Source organism: Pseudarthrobacter sp. L1SW (assembly GCF_020809045.1).
Lineage (GTDB): Bacteria > Actinomycetota > Actinomycetes > Actinomycetales > Micrococcaceae > Arthrobacter.
In genome coordinates this window covers 1,590,803-1,607,124 of sequence record NZ_CP078079.1, presented here as the reverse complement: position 1 = coordinate 1,607,124, position 16,322 = coordinate 1,590,803, and the positions used below count along the sequence as shown (strand labels likewise).

Here is a 16,322-nt window from a genome sequence, read left to right as displayed (position 1 = left end):
GGTCCCCGGGTCAGCCGCGGCCTGCAGCGCTGGCAGGGCTCAGGTAGAAGGTGAGGCGGAACTTGCCGATCTGGACTTCGCTGCCGTTCTTGAGCTCAACACTGTCCACGCGGTCGTGGTTGACGTAGGTGCCGTTCAGGCTGTTTTTGTCCACCACTTCGAAGCTCCGTGCGGTGCGCCGGAACTCGACGTGGCGGCGGGAGACGGTGACGTCATCCAGGAAGATGTCCGCATCCGGGTGCCGTCCCGCCGTGGTGACGTCGGAATCGAGCAGGAAGCGGGCGCCGGCGTTGGGACCGCTGTGCGCGACCAGCAGGGCTGACCCCGCCGGCAGCGCCTCAACCGAGTTGCGCTCTTCGGACGAGAGCTTGGGGGCAATCGTAGGCTCATCCCTCACCGGGGTGAGGTGGATTGAAGTGGTCTCCGACGCCCTGGCCGCACCCGAGCCGTATTCCCCGTCGGCAGGGTTCTGTGTGTGGCCAGCCATGGACTCCTCCTCTTTCCGTTGCAGTCCTTGGGACTGCAACCAACATCTGCCCTCCGGACCTGCGACGCAGGCCCGGTCCCGGCCCGCCGATCCGGCGGCTGACGTGCGAAGACGTTCTGCCTTCGCGGTGCGGCCGGACCGGAATTACCGGTAGCTTTAGCCTACCTGCTGTTCGTACTCCGATGCACTGAGCAAAGACTCAACAGCGTCCGCTTCGGCCAGCTTGACCTCAATCAGCCAGCCGTCGCCGTAGGGATCCGTATTGATCAGCGCCGAATCGGTGTCCAGTGACTCGTTGCGGGCAACAACTTCGCCGGAAACAGGTGCGTAGATGTCGCTGACGCTCTTGGTGGACTCCACCTCGCCCACAACTTCGTTCGCCGTAATCTTTGTGCCGACTTCCGGCATCTGGGCGTAGACAACGTCCCCGAGTGCGTCCTGGGCAAAGTCGGTGATGCCTACCCGGACCACGCCGTCGGCATTGGGGGCGGTGACCCACTCGTGTTCGGCAGTGTAGGACAGATCTTCGGGAATGTTGCTCATCAGGGGCCTTTCATCGGGTCGAACACCAATGTCAACGGGGCCCCGGAAACGGGCCGCCGCTGAAAGTATAGGCACAACTGCCCGGGCGTTCGCCGGGGTTTCTGACAAGATGGGACGCATGAGCGCAAGCACAGCCGGCCTCCACGGCGGGCAAGGCAGGTAGCGGATGCCCGAGCTGCCCGAAGTCGCCGGCCTTGCCGGGTTCCTGGCTGACCACCTCCAAGGAGCCGCCGTCTCAAAAGTGCAGATCGTCTCCTTCGCCGTGCTCAAGACGGCCGATCCCCCGTTCAGCGCCCTCGAGGGCAGGACCGTCACGGGTGTTCGGCGCTTCGGCAAGTTCATCAGCATCGACACCGGCGGCATTTCTTTCGTCTTTCACCTGGCCAGGGCGGGCTGGGTCCGCTTCACGGACTCCCCCACCGATACCCAGCTGAAAATGGGCAAGGGGCACATCGCCGCCCGCCTTGCCTTCACCGGCCCCGGCGGACCCCGCGGTTTGGACCTCACCGAGGCCGGCACCAAGAAAAGCCTTGCGGTGTACGTGGTGCGGGACCCGCAGGACGTGCCCGGCATCGCCACCCTGGGGCCGGACCCCTTCGCTGACGGGTTCGACGCCGACGTGCTGGCTGAGATCCTTGCCGGCAGTTCCCAGCAGATCAAGGGCCTCCTGCGCAGCCAGAGCGTGATCGCCGGCATCGGCAACGCCTACAGCGACGAAATCCTGCATGCGGCGCGGATCTCGCCTTTCGCCACGGCAAAGTCCCTGGACCGCGGCACAGTCCAGGTCCTGTACGACGCTATTCATGACGTCCTGGGCACTGCACTGGCGGAGGCCAGCGGCAAGCCGCCGAAGGATCTCAAGGACGTGAAACGGAGCCATATGCGCGTCCATGCCCGGACCGGGCAGCCCTGCCCCGTGTGCGGGGATACTGTCCGCGAGGTTTCCTTTGCGGACACCGCCCTGCAGTACTGCCCCACCTGCCAGACCAAGGGGAAGATCCTGGCAGACCGCAGGACCTCTAAGTTCCTGAAGTAGCAAAGGCAATGCAGCGGTGCGTTTACCGGCTGTTAGAGGCGCTGGAGGAACCAGCCTTCAAGCATCTCAGTGTTCCATGATGGTGCGCGGACAAGGATCATATCCCGGTCCTCATGGAGGACCTGGTTGACGCCTTCAGCACCAGATAACTCGCGGACCAGCCGTTCCACGTCGGCCGACCGTTCATGACAGAGTTCATCGCTTAAACCAATCTCGAAGTCGTACCCGCCCGGTTCGCCCCGGATGTCCTCAACCTCGAGAATGGGCTCACGCTCCGTGGTTTCGTCAGTGAGCACTGATTCTTGGTTTAGTTGTCCGATTAGCGCCCGCGCGTACGCCTCGATCCTGTCATCGGACGATTCCCGGACCCGGTTCAGAGAGGCGCGCGCGTCCACTACCGGCAGCCCGGGCAGGAAGTTATGGGTCTCTCCCGTGCCGCTGACGAGGACCGGATGGTTGTTCAGGTGGTAGCGCTTTTGAGGACCGCGTGCAACGTCCCACCGTGCATTGGGAGCATGCCCGAGCACGACTTCCGCCAGGTAGGACACAAGGCCGTCCAACAAAGTCAGGGATTCCAAGGAAAGGGTGCGCTCTTCCGCGGTGGTGAAGCGTTCCCACGATGGCCACATCTCCGGCGGCACGGAGGCGGGGTCGGTGGCGCCGGGGGCATCCCGCCTGGCCAGACGGGACAGCAACCAACGCCACAGCGGCACCAGGCTCTCAAGGCTTCCGTCGAGAAGTGCTTGGGGGTCCTGCCCGTCTTCCACCAAGCGCTCCCGAAGCAGCGTCAGTGCGGGACCGCGCTCTTTAAGAAACTCTTGGAGGGCGGCCGCGGCTTCGGGTTTAGTCAGTTCGCGATAGTTAGTCATGGCAGATGGACAATGTAGGGGATACCTTTCGCGTCGAGCAAGTCCAGTACGCGTGGATCTGCCCCCAATGAACCGGTGCGGCCACCCACAAAGTGCCAAACTACGCCCATGACGTCGGCATTCTCGCTGCTTGTATCGGCAAGAATCGCGGCGTCCTTCTCGATTTGCCGTTGGACCCTGGAGCGGAAGGGAACGAATCCGGACTTGACCTCGCGCATAATACCGTTCTCGTCGACCATGTCTGCGACTCGTCCGGAACTGAAGCCCGGCGCTTTCCGGTAGAGCTGACGCTGATCGGACGCCACGCCGAAAAGGCCGGCGACTGCGTTCTCCGCATCACGCCAGTGGTTGACGAAGGGGATGGAGTCCCCAACTCGAACGTTAGTCCGGTTGAGGGCATTGACGATGTGGTCTGCCCCGTGGCGCGAGGAGGCGAGCCGCAGGAAGCTCTCTTCACTCATGCCCGGCGAGACCTTGCGCAGCGCGTCCCAGTTGCTGTTGATTCCGGTAATGATCTGCGCACGGGCGCTGGCGGGAAATTCCTCCAGCCTGGCGATCGCCGCGACCACGTCATCCAGAAGGTGGGCGTTGCGGCCGAGGAACTTGGTGACCTTTGCGATGATGTTTGCGGTGTCGCCGACGTACGGGACCACACCGGCGAGGGACATGCCCGCAGCGACCCAGTCCCCCTTCACCGTGTTGGCAAGCAGGTCACGCAAGTCGAGGACCGCTCCCACGATCCATCCGACGACCGGGATGAAGCTTGTAGCGGAAGACGTGATGGTCCCGAGCAGGTAGGGGACGGTGGTGCCGTCACCGGCATCGCCGAGGGCTGCCCCCTTGGCGAACTCGCTGGCCCATTCGTCCGGGCTCATGGGGTCATCGAAGACCACCGGGCTGAACCCTGCGCCTGCCTGGGCTGCCTCGGTCCCGTCGCCGTACCCGTCACCATCCGTGTCCCCGGCAAGGGGGTCAGCGGGCCAGCTCAGCTCATCCGAGTCGCCAAGACCATCGGCGTCGGTGTCAGAACGCCAAACCGAGGTGCCCTCGTCCAGCTCGGCCGGGTCCGTGAGCCCGTCCCCGTCCGTGTCGGCCTTAGCGGGATCGGACAGGACCTGGAAAGTGTCAGACGCGGCCGGAATGCCGAAACCAGCGCCGAGCGGTCGGACCTCGTCGCCATCAAGCAGCCCGTCCATGTCGGTATCCGGGTCGAAGGGGTCGGACGTGTAGCGCAGCGCCGTGCCGGGGCTGTACGCACCCTGGATCTCGACACAGTCGTTCAGGCCGTCCTTGTCACTGTCGAGGGTGACGCCCTCATCCCCGCCGGTGTCATCGCTGATGCGGCGGAAGGCCTCCGGCAGTTCCTCGGCACTGTCGACCTGGTAGTACTGGCCGCCCGTCTCGGAAGCGATAGTGCTGAGCAAACCAGTGTTGACGGCACTTCCGAGGCCGATGGTGTAGATCGTGATGTACCCCTGCTTGGCCTGCTGCAGGTAGTACGGGTTCCAGGATCCATCACCGTCCGTCAGCAGGATCATGACCCGGCCGCGGTCAGGATCGTTGTTATTGATCAGGACACTGTTTGCGGTGCTGACGCCGGCGGAGATGTTCGTGCCGCCAAAGTCATCGATGCGGTCGATGGCCCCCTTAACCGCATCCTTGTTCGTGGTCAGGGACTGCAGGACCCGGGCGCTGCTGTCGAAGTCGACCACGGCTGCCCGGTCCTCGGGCAGCAGCGCATCAACGAATATCTTCGCCGCGTCCCGACGCAGGCCTTCGGGGTCGTTCCAGCTCATGGACCCGGACGAATCGATGGACAGGGCGAGGTCAAGGAAGACGACGTCGTCTCCCCCGCCATCCGTGCGTGCCCTGCACGGGTTGTCTTTCGCCTCCCACGTCTGGCCCCAGTTGACGATGTCGAAGACCGCATAGGTGGAGAAGTGGTCGACGGTGACAGTGACCGTACCGGCAGCAGCGTCCACGCGTTGTTCGGTTTTGACCGGAACCCAGGCATTGGCGGCCTCATCCAACCAGAAGACGCGGGCACGCGCAGTGGCCTCACCGGAAGGCAGAGAGGCGGGATCGTAGGGCAACGTAATGTGCGCCTGGACCATCCCTTCACCGGGGGCTTCGAACTCGAAAGCCGGCCCCACCTTAGCGGCCGACCTCGTGCGCAGGTCGTCGGCAGGGATAGTGGCGATCCGGGCACCAAGAACGGACTGACCGGCTCCCACTACCTCCGCTGAGGCACGCTCGGGACCCTCCACAGAAACAGAGAGCAGTTCATCCGCGTCCCGGACACCGTCCCCGTCAGAATCAGGGTTGATCGGGTCAGTGTGAGCGCGAAGTTCTACGCCGTCCCTCAAGGTATCGCCATCGGTGTCGGCCAGCAGCGGGTCAGTCCGGTGGTCCGCCTCCTGGCCGTCAGTGATACCGTCGCCGTCCGTGTCCGGGTCGACAGCAGAAGTTCCGGCCGCCTGCTCCCCTGCCGCAGTCAACCCGTCGCCGTCGTGGTCTTCCTCGGCGTCGCTAATTCCGTCCGCGTCGGTGTCCGCCTTGTTCAAGGCCAACACAGCCATTGCATTGAACTCAAAGGAGTCCGGTAGCCCGTCGCCGTCTGTGTCGAGGGACAGCGGCGAGGCACCCACGGTAAGCTCGGCACGGTCAGGTATGCCGTCCCCGTCACGGTCGCCGTCGTATATGATGCCGAGCTCTGCCAGCGCGTTCGTGCCGTGACGCCATGCCGCGCCCAAGTGGGTTTCGGCGGGAACTGGCAGCCCTCCGGCGAGGGCAGCGCGTGCCTGTTCGAGAGCTTTCTCCGCGGACGCCAGTTCCCGCTCCGCGGCTGTCCGATCGGCGGCTGTGAGCCCGAGATCCGAGGATATCGGCGACGAGAGCGCGGTCCGGGCGTCGGCTACCGCGGTCTCCGACGTGAGCCGACCTGCCAACAGCAGGTCTGTCAAAGCCGACGATACGATGGCCCTGGCCGCCGTGTCCGTTTCCTTCCCCACAGCGGCGTCCAGGTGGGAAACCAGCTGGAGGTCCTGGCGGAACGCCTCCCGGCCGTCGAAGTCCTCGCGGTAACGCACGCCATCGACATAGCCGCCTACCGTCGCCGCGACTGCATTGAGGCGGTCCGGTCCGGGAGGCTTCGATGTATGTGGTCGAAGGGCGGCCACCAGCGCCTCTTTGGCTCCCGAGCTCTTGACCCCGAATGGAGCATTGGCCACGGCAGCGACTTCGCTGGCAACGCTGTTCGCAGCGTGCACCGGTGACGCAGGGCCGAGGGACTGGGCAACTGCCGCCAGGATGAGGGCAAAGCCGATCCCACCGGATTTGAGAACTGACCGCTTCACGTCAGCCCCTTGATTCCGTGGTGATGGTAAGCGCAGGACCGCTGGCAAATTCACATGAAAAAACGTGGCGCACAGGGCGCCGTCCCCCAACAAGCATCGTTGCTCCCCAGCAAGCGTACGGATAGTTGGGCCAAACGTATGCCAGCAATAATCAAAACGCTAGAGAAACCCGCTGAGCGTTTTAGTAAAGAGGATGACAGGTTTGGTCACACCCGATGGTGCCGGTTGAGGTTTCATCGGGCGGGATGCCCGCGGTGGTTGCCGGACCCTGCCAGTTAAACACGAGAGGCCGCCTCCGGATTTCTCCGAAGGCGGCCTGTCGTGTTTTGGTCGGGCTGACAGGATTTGAACCTGCGACCCCTTGACCCCCAGTCAAGTGCGCTACCAAGCTGCGCTACAGCCCGCTGGTTCCGCCGTTCTCCGCTGTGCGGCATCTTCGGTTTTATTCGAAGATTTCCACCAGCAGTCCGGCCGAACCACCTAGAAGAGCTTACACGATCCCAGAGGGTGCCTGTGACACTTTCCAGGATTCCGCCCCGAGGTGTGTCGCAATTAACGCTTCTTGCCGCGCTTTTCCCGCACGCGCATGCTGACCTCGATGGGCGTGCCCTCGAAGCCGAAGGTTTCCCGGAGGCGGCGGGTGATGAAGCGGCGGTATCCGGGGTCCAGGAATCCGGTGGTGAACAGCACGAACTTCGGCGGCCGGCTGGACGCCTGGGTGCCGAAGAGGATGCGGGGCTGCTTGCCGCCGCGGACGGGGTGCGGGTGCGCGGCCACGAGTTCGCCGAGGAAAGCGTTCAGGCGGCCCGTGGCGATGCGCTTGTCCCAGTTCTCCAGGGCCAGGTCCAGGGCGGGAACCAGGCGGTCCTTGTGCCACCCGGTCTTGGCCGAGATGTTCACCCGGGGCGCCCAGTTCACGTGGGCCAGGTCCTGTTCGATTTCACGTTCCAGGTAGCGGCGGCGTTCGTCGTCGAGCAGGTCCCACTTGTTGAACGCCAGCACCAGGGCGCGGCCGGACTCAATGGCCAGCTGCAGGATGCGGACGTCCTGCTCGCTGAGGACTTCATCAACGGCGAGGAGCACGACGGCGACCTCCGCCTTTTCGAGCGCTGCTTGTGTCCGCAGGGAGGCGTAGAAGTCCGCGCCCTGCGCCATGTGCTGGCGGCGGCGGATGCCTGCGGTGTCCACGAAGCGCCAGGTGCGCCCGCCGAGCTCGATGAACTCGTCCACGGGGTCGCGGGTGGTTCCGGCGGTGTTGTCCACCACCACGCGCTCAGTGCCCGCCAGCTTGTTCAGAAGCGAGGACTTGCCCACGTTGGGGCGGCCGATCAGGGCAATGCGCCGCGGGCCGCCGGAGCGGTCAGTTCCCTCAATGGTGGAGAACTCCGGGAGTACGTCCATCACGTGGTCCAGCAGGTCCGCCACCCCACGCCCGTGCAGGGCCGACACCGGGTACGGCTCGCCAAAGCCGAGGCCCCACAGGGTGGCCGAGTCCGCCTCCTGTGCAAAGTCGTCCACTTTGTTGGCCACCATGATGACCGGCTTCTTGCTGCGGCGCAGCATCTTCATGACGCCTTCGTCGGTGGCGGTAGCCCCCACCGCGGAGTCCACCACGAAGAGCACGGCGTCCGCGAGTTCAACGGCCATCTCGGCCTGCTCCGCAACACGGGCGTGGATACCGCGGGCATCGTGCTCCCAGCCGCCCGTGTCCACCAGGGTGAAGTTGCGGCCGTTCCAGTTGGCGGAGTACATGACACGGTCGCGGGTGACGCCGGGGGTGTCCTCCACCACTGCTTCACGGCGGCCGAGGATGCGGTTCACCAGCGTGGACTTGCCCACGTTCGGCCGGCCGATGATGGCCAGGACGGGATCGAGCTTGACGGGGCCTTCGAAGTCCTCGTCGCCGTAGTCGCCGCTGAGCAGTGCGGCGTCTTCCTCGTCGAGGTCGTAGTCCTCCAGGCCCGCCCGGAGTGACGCGGCGCGGAGCTCTGCCTCGTCGTCGTCAATGGCAGCCAGCCTTTCGGCCACCTGGTCCGTGCCCGTGGGCGTGTATTCGTCTTCGCCGGCGCCGGGGTGGCCGGGAGTTTGAGTCGTATCGCTCATTGCACTGTCCTTAGTGGTCATCTGCCGGCGTCCCGGCTACTGCTGTTAAGTCTTGGCGGGCATCTGCGAAAGGCAGTGGCTGCCCGCTGAGTTGAATGGAGTCCTGGACGTGCCCTGCCAGCGCGGCGCGGATTTCCAGCGCCGCCCTGTCCATTGAAGCACGCCCGCTTTCCCCTGCCCGGCGGGCAAGGGTGAGGGCATTTCCGAAGCTGACGTGGAAGCGCCTGCCCGGCCGGGGCACGGAATCGAGGTGCTCCGCTCCCCTGCGGGTCCCCAGGATCGCCACCGGAACCACCGGGGCTCCGGAATTCAGCGCCAGCCAGGCCACGCCGCCGTTGATGTCCGCCGCGGCCCCGCTCCCCCGCGTACCTTCGGGAAGGATCCCAACGCACCGTCCGGCGTCGAGCACTTCCTTGCAGCGCTGCAGTGCTGCGCGGTCGCCCCGCCGGTCCACGGGCAATTGCCCGGAGGCGGTAAGGACCCGGCCAAGGAATCCCTGGAACATCTCCTGTTTGACCAGGATGTGCATGGGCCGTGGCGAGGCACCGAACATGACCGGCCCGTCCAGGAAGCTGATGTGGTTCGCGGCAAAAATCACCGGGCCTCCGGTGGGCACGTTGTCCTTGCCCGTGACGGTGGTCCGGTACACCATATGGTCCAGGATCCAGCCCACCGGCCGGCTCCAGGTCATGGTCAGCCCGGACGGAATGCCTGGCCGGGAGGTGGTCGCGGCGCCCTCAGTCACGGTTGAGGGCCTTCGTGACGATCACCAGGGCTGCAGCGACGGTCTGCTCGAAGTCGAGGTCCGACGAGTCCAAGGTGACAACACCGGAGGCCGCCTTCGTGAAGTTCACCACCGTGGAATCCTTGGCATCGCGGCGGGTCACCTGCGCGGCCAGCTGTTCCGCGTCCTGCGTGCCGCCGAGCTGGATTCCACGCCGGCGCAGCCGCGCTTCCTCACTGGCGGTCAGCAGCATGCGGACTTCCGCGCCGGGCGCGACGACGGTAGTGATGTCCCTGCCCTCGACCACCATGCGGCGGTGGTGCTTTTCAATCAGTTCCCGCTGCCGGCGGATAAGTTCCGTCCGGGCGCCCAGTGTGGTGGCCACAGCGCTGACGGCCGAGGAGATTGCCGGTTCGCGGATGGCGTCAGTGACGTCCACGCCGTCCACCCGGACGTACTCGTCCTGCGGGCTGGTGCTCAGTTCCAGCACCAGGTCCCGGGATGCCTGTTCCACGGCTGCGGCGTCGTCGAGGTCGATTCCCTCGGTGACGCAGTACCACGTCAGGGCGCGGTACATCGCGCCCGTGTCCAGGTAGGCGAGCCGGAGCCTGCGGGCCACTTCCTTGCTGACGCTGGACTTGCCGGACCCGGAGGGGCCGTCAATGGCCACCACCAGCGGCCGTCCGATGCGCAGCGCGGGCATGGTGTCGAGAAGTTCCTGTGTCATTACTGAAGTACCCGCCATCCGCGGTCGTTTAGTGCTTCGATCAGGTGGTCGTGCTTGTTCGGCAACACGGATATTTCCACCATACCCACGTTTTGGCCGGACGAGTGGTCCAGGCGGAGGTCCTCCAGGTTGACGCCGATCTCACCGATTTCGGTCAGGAGCCGCGCGATCTGACCCGGTTTGTCATCCACCAGGACCGTCAGCCAGGAGTATGCCTGCGGCGGTCCGCCGTGCTTGCCCGGAATGCGTGCCTGGCCGGCGTTGCCCTCGCTCATGAGCTGGGCCAGGTCCAGCCGCGCCCCGGGGGCTGTCGGCTTTTCCAGGGTGCCGATCAGCCGGTTGAGGTCTTCCCGGACGCCGTAGAGGATGTCCACCACCTTCGCCGCGTTGCCGCCAAGGATCTGGACCCACAGGGCGGGATCACTGGCAGCAATGCGGGTGACGTCGCGCAGGCCGTTGCCGGCCAGGGACAGCGCGTGCAGGGGTGTGCCCTGCAACCGGCTCGCCACCAGCGAGGACATGACCTGGGGCAGGTGCGAGACCAGGGCCACGGCTTCGTCGTGTTCGTCGGGGGTGAACTGGGAGACGACGGCGCCCAGGTCTGTGGCCAGGGAACGGGCCGTCTGCAGGGCGGAGCCCGACGTCTCCTCAGACGGGCACACCACCCACGGCATCGAGGTGAACAGCTCGCCCCGCGCGGCCACGGGACCGGACTTTTCCCGTCCGGCCATGGGGTGCGTGCCAACGTAGCGGGACAGGTCAACGCCGCGGCGGCGCAGCTGCTCCAGGATCTCCGCCTTCACGCTGGCGATATCCACCACAACCGAGTCAGGGTAGTCGGACAGGGCCGCTGCCACGACATCCGCCGTGACGTCGGGCGGAGCCGCGACCACCACCAGCTGCGGAACCCTGCCGCCCAGCTCAGCAAGCGGCCGGCCCGCCCCGATGTCCACGGCTACCGCCTGGTTGGTGGGCGAGGGATCGGACAGGAACACCGGGACACCCCGGCCGCGCAGGCCCAGTCCGATGCTGGTGCCCAACAGGCCGGTGCCGAGGACCACGACCGGGCCGTCCAGGTGCCCGCGGCCCTGGCTGTGGAAAGCGGACATGCCTCAGAGCCCTACGGATGCCAGCAGATGGCCGACTTCCTGCTTGCCGAGGTTGCGGATGCTGCCCTGGCGCTGGTCACCCAGGCCGATGGGGCCCACCTTCACGCGGACCAGCCGCAGGACCGGGAAGCCGACGGCGTCAAACAGGCGGCGGACAATACGGTTCTTGCCCGAGTGCAGGACCACCTCGATCAGGACGTGGCCGGGGGTGGAGTCCACCAGCCGGAAGGAGTCCACGGACGCAAAGCCGTCCTCAAGTTCCACGCCCTCCTTGAGCTGGGCCCCAATGCCCTGCGGGAACGGACCGCGGACCTGCACGAGGTAGGTCTTGGGGACCTCGTAGGAAGGGTGCGTCAGTCGGTTGGCGAGTTCGCCGTCGTTCGTCAGCAGGAGCAGCCCCTCGGTGGCGACGTCCAGGCGGCCAACGTGGAACAGGCGTTCGCCCTTGTTCTTGCTGTTCTTGAGGAAGTCGCTGATGCAGGGGCGCCCCTCGGGGTCCTCCATGGTGGAAACGACGCCCTTGGGCTTATTGAACACCATGTACACCAGGTCCTCGTCCAGCTGGATCCGGAGCCCGTCCACATGGATGACGGCGGTCTTGGGGTCGACGCGGACGCCGAGTTCGGTGACAACCTGGCCGTCCACCTCCACCCGCCCCTCGGCGATCATCTCTTCGCAGACGCGGCGGGAGGCGACCCCCGCAGAGGCCATGACCTTCTGCAGGCGTACGCCGTCGGCGTCGTGAAGCTCCGACTGGGGAACATCGCCCCGGGGTCCCTTCTTGCGGGACGGCCTGCGGACGGGTCCCAGGTTCTGGCCGAAGCGTTCGCTTCCGAAGGCGCGTGAGGCTGCGGCCCCCGGGGCGCCTGTTCGCGGCTTCGGCTTGAGTGCGCCCGGCGTTCCCGGTGCCTTCTTGGCCCCGGGTTTGCGCGCTGCAGGCTTCCGGGAGGAAGGCTTGGCGGCCCTGGGATCGACGGCGCCGCGGCCCTGCTGGGGGCCGTCGGAGGCCAAATCCGGATCGATGAAGCGCTCCTCGCGCGGCTTGGGCGCGCGCTGCGGACGGTCAGTGCCGAACCCGCCGCCCCGCTTGGGGGCACCGCCGCGGAATCCGCCCGCTGAACTGCCCCCCTGGGAGGTGTTGCGCTGTGTTGTGTTTCGTCCCGAACCGTTGCGTCCCGAACTGTTACGTGGTGAACCCTGGCGTCCCGCCTGTGTCATGACCCGTCCTTCAATTGTTTGGCCGGAAAGGTGTCCACAGACAACCTTAACCAGCCGTGCAGAAATAGTCTGCCCTGATAAATACTCTTTGCCCAGGCAGGGCGAACCTGCCTAGATCCCTTCGGCGTCGTAGTACTCCGCGATGCCGTCCAAACCTGGAAGATGTGGAGACAGCTGCGGCAGCTCGGCCACCGAGCCGATTCCCATCCGCTCCAGGAAATACGATGTGGTCCGGTAGAGAATGGCCCCGGACTCCGGATCCGTTCCCGAATCCTCGATCAACCCGCGCTGGGCGAGTGTCCTGACAACGGAGTCGACATTGACACCCCGGATTGCGGACACCCTTGCCCTGGAGACGGGCTGCCGGTACGCGATGACCGCCAGCGTTTCCAAGGCCGCCTGGGTAAGCCTGGCCGTTTGTCCTTCCAGCACGTATTTGCCGACAATGTCGGCGAATTCCGCGCGGGAATAGATCCGCCAGCCACCGGCGATGTTCCGCAATTCAAAACCCCGGGGGCTGGAGCCGAAACCAGCGGCGCTGGCTTGTTCCATATCCGGGGCTTTAACAGTATAGCCGGTATACTCGCGCTGAAGTTCGGCCAGCAGGGCGCTGACCGTTTCAACGGTCAGCCCAAGGCCAGCAGCCAGCTCGTCCTCTGTTGCCGGCTGGTCGATGACCATCAGGACGGCCTCGATGGCAGCTTTTGCCCCGCCGGGAAGGTTTTCGAGGTCCTCCCCCGGGCGCGTGCTTTCCGTAGCTTCACTGGTCACAGCTGCTCCTCGAATTCTTCGCTCAGGTTTTCCGCGGACCACTGCCGGCCGCCGGCAGTCCAGTGGACGGCGAGGTCCGCCAGCGGCGAAAGCTGGTCGAAGGACACTGCCTTGTCCCGGAACAGTTCCAGCAGGGCCAGGAACCTGGCCACCACCACCAGGGTGGATTCGGCGTCGGCAATGATGGCCCGGAAGGTCAGCGGCGATTCCTTCTGGAGCCGCAGCCCCACGATCTCCGCCTGCTCCTTGACGCTGACTTGGCCGCCGTGGAGGTGGCCCAGCCCGACTTCCGTGGGCTTGGGCGCCTTGGGTTGCAGGGCAGCTTCGGCCAGGGCGGCGAACTGTTTTGGAGTGTGCTTCCAGACGAGTTCAGGGAGCATGGCCGCGAAGTGTTCCTCCAGCGCCACCTGCCGGGGAAAACGCCGGGCTTCCTGGTGCAGGGTTTCGCCCAGGAGCCCGGCAACCTGCTTGAAGGCCTTGTACTGGAGGAGCCGGGCGAAGAGCAGGTCCCTGGCTTCCAGCAGGGCCATGTCCTCATCGTCTTCCACTTCCCCGGCAGGAAGGAGCCTTGCGGCTTTGATGTCCAGCAGGGTCGCGGCGATCACCAGGAATTCGCTTGCTTCGTCCAGGGCCCAGTCCTCGCCCAGTTCCTGCAGCTTCCGGATGTACTTGATGAATTCGTCGGTCACCGTGGCGATGGCCACCTCGGTGATGTCCAGCTGGTGCTTGGCGATCAGTCCCAGCAGGAGGTCGAACGGACCCGTGAAGTTGGCCAGCCGCACCTCGAAGCCGGGCTTGGTTTCGGCCACGGCGTGGCTAGGGTGCGCCGCCGCGCGAGATCAGCTCTTTGGCAAGCCGGCGGTAGGCGTCGGCCCCCACGTGGTTGCCGGCGTAACTGGTGATCGGCTCGGCGGCCACGGTGGCGTCCGCGAATTTGATGGAGCGCTTGATGACGGTCTCGAAGACCTTGTCTCCGAAGGCCTCCACGAGCCGGGTGATGACCTCGCGGCTGTGCAGCGTCCGGGCGTCGTACATCGTGGCGAGTACCCCGTCCACCTGCAGTCGCGGGTTAAGCCGGTCCTGCACCTTGTCGATGGTTTCCACCAGCAGCGCCACGGCGCGGAGGGCGAAGAATTCGCAGATCAGCGGAATGATGACGCCGTGCGCCGCAGTGAGGGCATTGACGGTCAGGAGCCCCAGGGAGGGCTGGCAGTCGATGAGGACAACGTCATAGTCGTCCTCGACCTTCTTGAGGGCCCGGTCCAGGACCTGCTCGCGCGCCACCTCGTTGACGAGCTGGACCTCGGCAGCGGAGAGGTCGATGTTGGCCGGCAGGAGGTCGACGTTCTCGACGCCGGTCTGGTGGATGGCGTCGCGGATATCCACTTTGCGGTCCATCAGCACGTTGTAGACAGTGAGGTCCAGCTCGTGGGGGTTCACGCCGAGGCCCGCCGAAAGCGCACCCTGCGGATCGAAATCCACCAGGAGGACGCGGCGGCCGTACTCTGCCAGGGCTGCAGCGAGGTTGATCGTTGAGGTGGTCTTACCGACGCCGCCCTTCTGGTTCACCATGGCGATGACCCGGGCCGGACCGTGGGAGGACAGCGGCGCGGGTTCCGGGAACTCGCGGTATGGGCGCCCGGTGGGGCCCATCACCGCGTTGTCCAGGTCAAATTCCGTGCCCTCCAGAGTTGCTGAACCCTGTTCGCTGCTCACGTATCTATCCACACTTTCGATGACGGTGATTTCCTGCCGCTGATTGCCAGCGCCGTTCCTTCTTCTTCCCAAGGTTACAGCGACCGACACGGCATTCGAGGGAACTTGACTTTCGGCCCATGTTGAGCCTTTACCCTCTAGCTGAGGTCGAAGGTTGGTAGCGTTCCGGACATGCGGCAGCCCCCGCGGCCAGGGCTGCGGGGGCTGCTGTGGTTATCCGGAGTGGAATCCGGACTGGTGCTAGACGGCGGCGGGAACGGGGCGCGCCTCGTCTGCGGGGGCCGCGTGGCCGTGGCCGGCAATCATGGTCTGCTCGTCGAAGGGCAGTTCGCCGGAGAGCACCTGGTTGACCTGGTCGCCGTCGATCTCCTTGACCCACGTGCCGATCAGGACGGTGGCGACGGCGTTGCCGGTGAAGTTGGTCAAGGCGCGGGCCTCGGACATGAACCGGTCGATGCCCACGATCATGCCCACGCCGCCCAGCAGCTCGGGCTTGTGTGCCTGGAGGCCGGCAGCGAGCGTGGCAAGGCCGGCACCGGTGACACCGGCTGCACCCTTGGAGGCAATGATCATGAAGATCAGCAGGGAGACCTGGGCGCCCAGGTCCAGCGGCGTGCCCATGGCGTTGGCAACGAACAGGGAGGCCATGGTCAGGTAGATGGCCGTGCCGTCAAGGTTGAAGGAGTAGCCGGTGGGCACCGTGACGCCAACAACGGGCTTGGAGACACCGAGGTGTTCCATCTTGGCGATCAGGCGGGGCAGGGCAGCTTCGGAGGAGGACGTGGAGAAGATGAGCAGGTATTCGCGGCCCAGGTACTTCATCAGCTTGAAGATGTTGACGCCCGTGACAACCTTGAGCAGGCCGCCGAGGATGATCACGATGAACAGTGCGCAGGTGATGTAGAAGGCGGCCATCAGGGTGAACATGCTGACGATGGCCTGGAAGCCGGTGGCTCCCACGACGGCGGCGATGGCACCGAAGGCGCCCACGGGGGCAAGCCACATGATCATGATCAGGATGCGGAATACGAGGACCTGGCCGTGGCCGATGGCCTTGAGGATGGGGGCGCCCTGGGGGCCCATCTTCTGGAGGGCGAACCCTACGAGGAGGGCGGCAAAGAGGGTGGGGAGGACGGGGATGTCTCCGGGAATGATGCCGAGGAGGAAGGCAACGGTGCTGTCTACTTCCGCCTTCTTGTTGGGGTCGTAGGGGGCAAGCTTCAGGCCCTCGCCCGGGTGGATCAGGTTGCCCACCACCAGGCCGATGGCGAGCGCGAACGTGGACATCAGGACGAAGTAGCCCAGTGCCAGGCCGCCTACCTTGCCTACCGTGGCAGCTTTCGCGATCGAGCCGATGCCCAGGACGATGGTGCAGAAGATGATCGGGGCGATCATCATCTTGATGAGTTTGATGAATCCGTCGCCGAGCGGCTTGAGGGACTTGCCGACTTCCGGAAACATCAGGCCCACCACGGCGCCGAGGATCACGGCGGCGATGACGGCGATGTAGAGGTAGTGGGATTTGTCGATGCCCTTGCGCCGCGTCTTCACGGTGTCAAGCGACTCTCCTCGTTGAGAAGCCATGGTGTGTCTCCTTATATGGATAATCTGATAGACGCTGCGGCACAGTCTCTGGGCTCAACACGTCCTCCGGTGTGATATC

14 protein-coding genes and 1 tRNA gene are annotated in these 16,322 nt (G+C 65.3%); 1 reads left to right on the top strand and 14 read right to left on the bottom strand.

The window, feature by feature from the left end:
- Positions 1-10 precede the first annotated feature (10 nt).
- Together KTR40_RS07390 and gcvH are read right to left on the bottom strand one after the other, a co-directional pair.
- On the bottom strand, positions 11-487 hold the full coding sequence (locus KTR40_RS07390) for an FHA domain-containing protein (protein ID WP_139028830.1): 477 nt from the start codon (positions 485-487) through the stop codon (positions 11-13).
- A 156-nt stretch (positions 488-643) separates the two neighbouring features.
- On the bottom strand, positions 644-1,030 hold the full coding sequence (gene gcvH, locus KTR40_RS07385) for a glycine cleavage system protein GcvH (protein WP_139028829.1): 387 nt from the start codon (positions 1,028-1,030) through the stop codon (positions 644-646).
- 166 nt (positions 1,031-1,196) lie between these two features.
- Between gcvH and KTR40_RS07380 the strand changes: the two genes are divergently transcribed.
- Positions 1,197-2,066, top strand: coding sequence for an Fpg/Nei family DNA glycosylase (locus KTR40_RS07380; RefSeq protein WP_139028828.1), 870 nt, complete (start codon positions 1,197-1,199; stop codon positions 2,064-2,066).
- Positions 2,067-2,098: 32 nt separating this feature from the next.
- Here the strand turns inward: KTR40_RS07380 and KTR40_RS07375 are convergent, their stop codons facing one another.
- From KTR40_RS07375 to KTR40_RS07320, 12 genes are all read right to left on the bottom strand, one after another.
- Complete coding sequence (locus KTR40_RS07375) at positions 2,099-2,935, bottom strand: hypothetical protein (RefSeq protein ID WP_228405743.1); 837 nt, start codon at positions 2,933-2,935, stop codon at positions 2,099-2,101.
- Positions 2,932-6,291, bottom strand: a complete 3,360-nt coding sequence (locus KTR40_RS07370; RefSeq protein ID WP_228405742.1) for a VWA domain-containing protein — start codon at positions 6,289-6,291, stop codon at positions 2,932-2,934. The genes KTR40_RS07375 and KTR40_RS07370 overlap by 4 nt, the downstream gene beginning before the upstream one ends.
- Positions 6,292-6,618: 327 nt before the next feature.
- Positions 6,619-6,695 (bottom strand) — tRNA-Pro (locus KTR40_RS07365).
- A gap of 148 nt (positions 6,696-6,843) precedes the next feature.
- Positions 6,844-8,394 (bottom strand): ribosome biogenesis GTPase Der, encoded by a 1,551-nt coding sequence (gene der, locus KTR40_RS07360; protein WP_139028825.1) that lies wholly within the window; start codon positions 8,392-8,394, stop codon positions 6,844-6,846.
- Between the two features lie 10 nt (positions 8,395-8,404).
- The gene (locus KTR40_RS07355; protein ID WP_228406057.1) at positions 8,405-9,085 is read right to left on the bottom strand and encodes a 1-acyl-sn-glycerol-3-phosphate acyltransferase; all 681 of its coding nucleotides are present in this window, start codon (positions 9,083-9,085) and stop codon (positions 8,405-8,407) included.
- Between the two features lie 46 nt (positions 9,086-9,131).
- The gene (gene cmk / locus KTR40_RS07350) at positions 9,132-9,845 is read right to left on the bottom strand and encodes a (d)CMP kinase (RefSeq protein WP_228405741.1); all 714 of its coding nucleotides are present in this window, start codon (positions 9,843-9,845) and stop codon (positions 9,132-9,134) included.
- The gene (locus tag KTR40_RS07345; protein ID WP_228405740.1) at positions 9,845-10,954 is read right to left on the bottom strand and encodes a prephenate dehydrogenase; all 1,110 of its coding nucleotides are present in this window, start codon (positions 10,952-10,954) and stop codon (positions 9,845-9,847) included. The genes cmk and KTR40_RS07345 overlap by 1 nt, the downstream gene beginning before the upstream one ends.
- Positions 10,955-10,957: 3 nt before the next feature.
- Positions 10,958-12,172, bottom strand: coding sequence for a pseudouridine synthase (locus tag KTR40_RS07340; RefSeq protein ID WP_139028822.1), 1,215 nt, complete (start codon positions 12,170-12,172; stop codon positions 10,958-10,960).
- 111 nt (positions 12,173-12,283) lie between these two features.
- Positions 12,284-12,853: an SMC-Scp complex subunit ScpB gene (locus KTR40_RS07335; RefSeq protein WP_370633192.1), complete on the bottom strand. Its 570-nt coding sequence runs from the start codon at positions 12,851-12,853 to the stop codon at positions 12,284-12,286.
- Between the two features lie 86 nt (positions 12,854-12,939).
- The gene (locus KTR40_RS07330; RefSeq protein WP_139028820.1) at positions 12,940-13,752 is read right to left on the bottom strand and encodes a ScpA family protein; all 813 of its coding nucleotides are present in this window, start codon (positions 13,750-13,752) and stop codon (positions 12,940-12,942) included.
- Between the two features lie 7 nt (positions 13,753-13,759).
- Positions 13,760-14,659, bottom strand: coding sequence for a ParA family protein (locus tag KTR40_RS07325; RefSeq protein ID WP_013600617.1), 900 nt, complete (start codon positions 14,657-14,659; stop codon positions 13,760-13,762).
- 240 nt (positions 14,660-14,899) lie between these two features.
- Complete coding sequence (locus KTR40_RS07320) at positions 14,900-16,243, bottom strand: cation:dicarboxylate symporter family transporter (RefSeq protein ID WP_139028819.1); 1,344 nt, start codon at positions 16,241-16,243, stop codon at positions 14,900-14,902.
- Positions 16,244-16,322: the final 79 nt, after the last annotated feature.

Coding starts and splice junctions, on each gene's coding strand:
- KTR40_RS07390 (WP_139028830.1), bottom strand. CDS start 487: ATGGCTGGCCACACACAGAACCCTGCCGACGGGGAATACGGCTCGGGT.
- gcvH (WP_139028829.1), bottom strand. CDS start 1,030: ATGAGCAACATTCCCGAAGATCTGTCCTACACTGCCGAACACGAGTGG.
- KTR40_RS07380 (WP_139028828.1), top strand. CDS start 1,197: ATGCCCGAGCTGCCCGAAGTCGCCGGCCTTGCCGGGTTCCTGGCTGAC.
- KTR40_RS07375 (WP_228405743.1), bottom strand. CDS start 2,935: ATGACTAACTATCGCGAACTGACTAAACCCGAAGCCGCGGCCGCCCTC.
- der (WP_139028825.1), bottom strand. CDS start 8,394: ATGAGCGATACGACTCAAACTCCCGGCCACCCCGGCGCCGGCGAAGAC.
- KTR40_RS07355 (WP_228406057.1), bottom strand. CDS start 9,085: ATGACCTGGAGCCGGCCGGTGGGCTGGATCCTGGACCATATGGTGTAC.
- cmk (WP_228405741.1), bottom strand. CDS start 9,845: ATGACACAGGAACTTCTCGACACCATGCCCGCGCTGCGCATCGGACGG.
- KTR40_RS07345 (WP_228405740.1), bottom strand. CDS start 10,954: ATGTCCGCTTTCCACAGCCAGGGCCGCGGGCACCTGGACGGCCCGGTC.
- KTR40_RS07340 (WP_139028822.1), bottom strand. CDS start 12,172: ATGACACAGGCGGGACGCCAGGGTTCACCACGTAACAGTTCGGGACGC.
- KTR40_RS07335 (WP_370633192.1), bottom strand. CDS start 12,853: ATGGTCATCGACCAGCCGGCAACAGAGGACGAGCTGGCTGCTGGCCTT.
- KTR40_RS07320 (WP_139028819.1), bottom strand. CDS start 16,243: ATGGCTTCTCAACGAGGAGAGTCGCTTGACACCGTGAAGACGCGGCGC.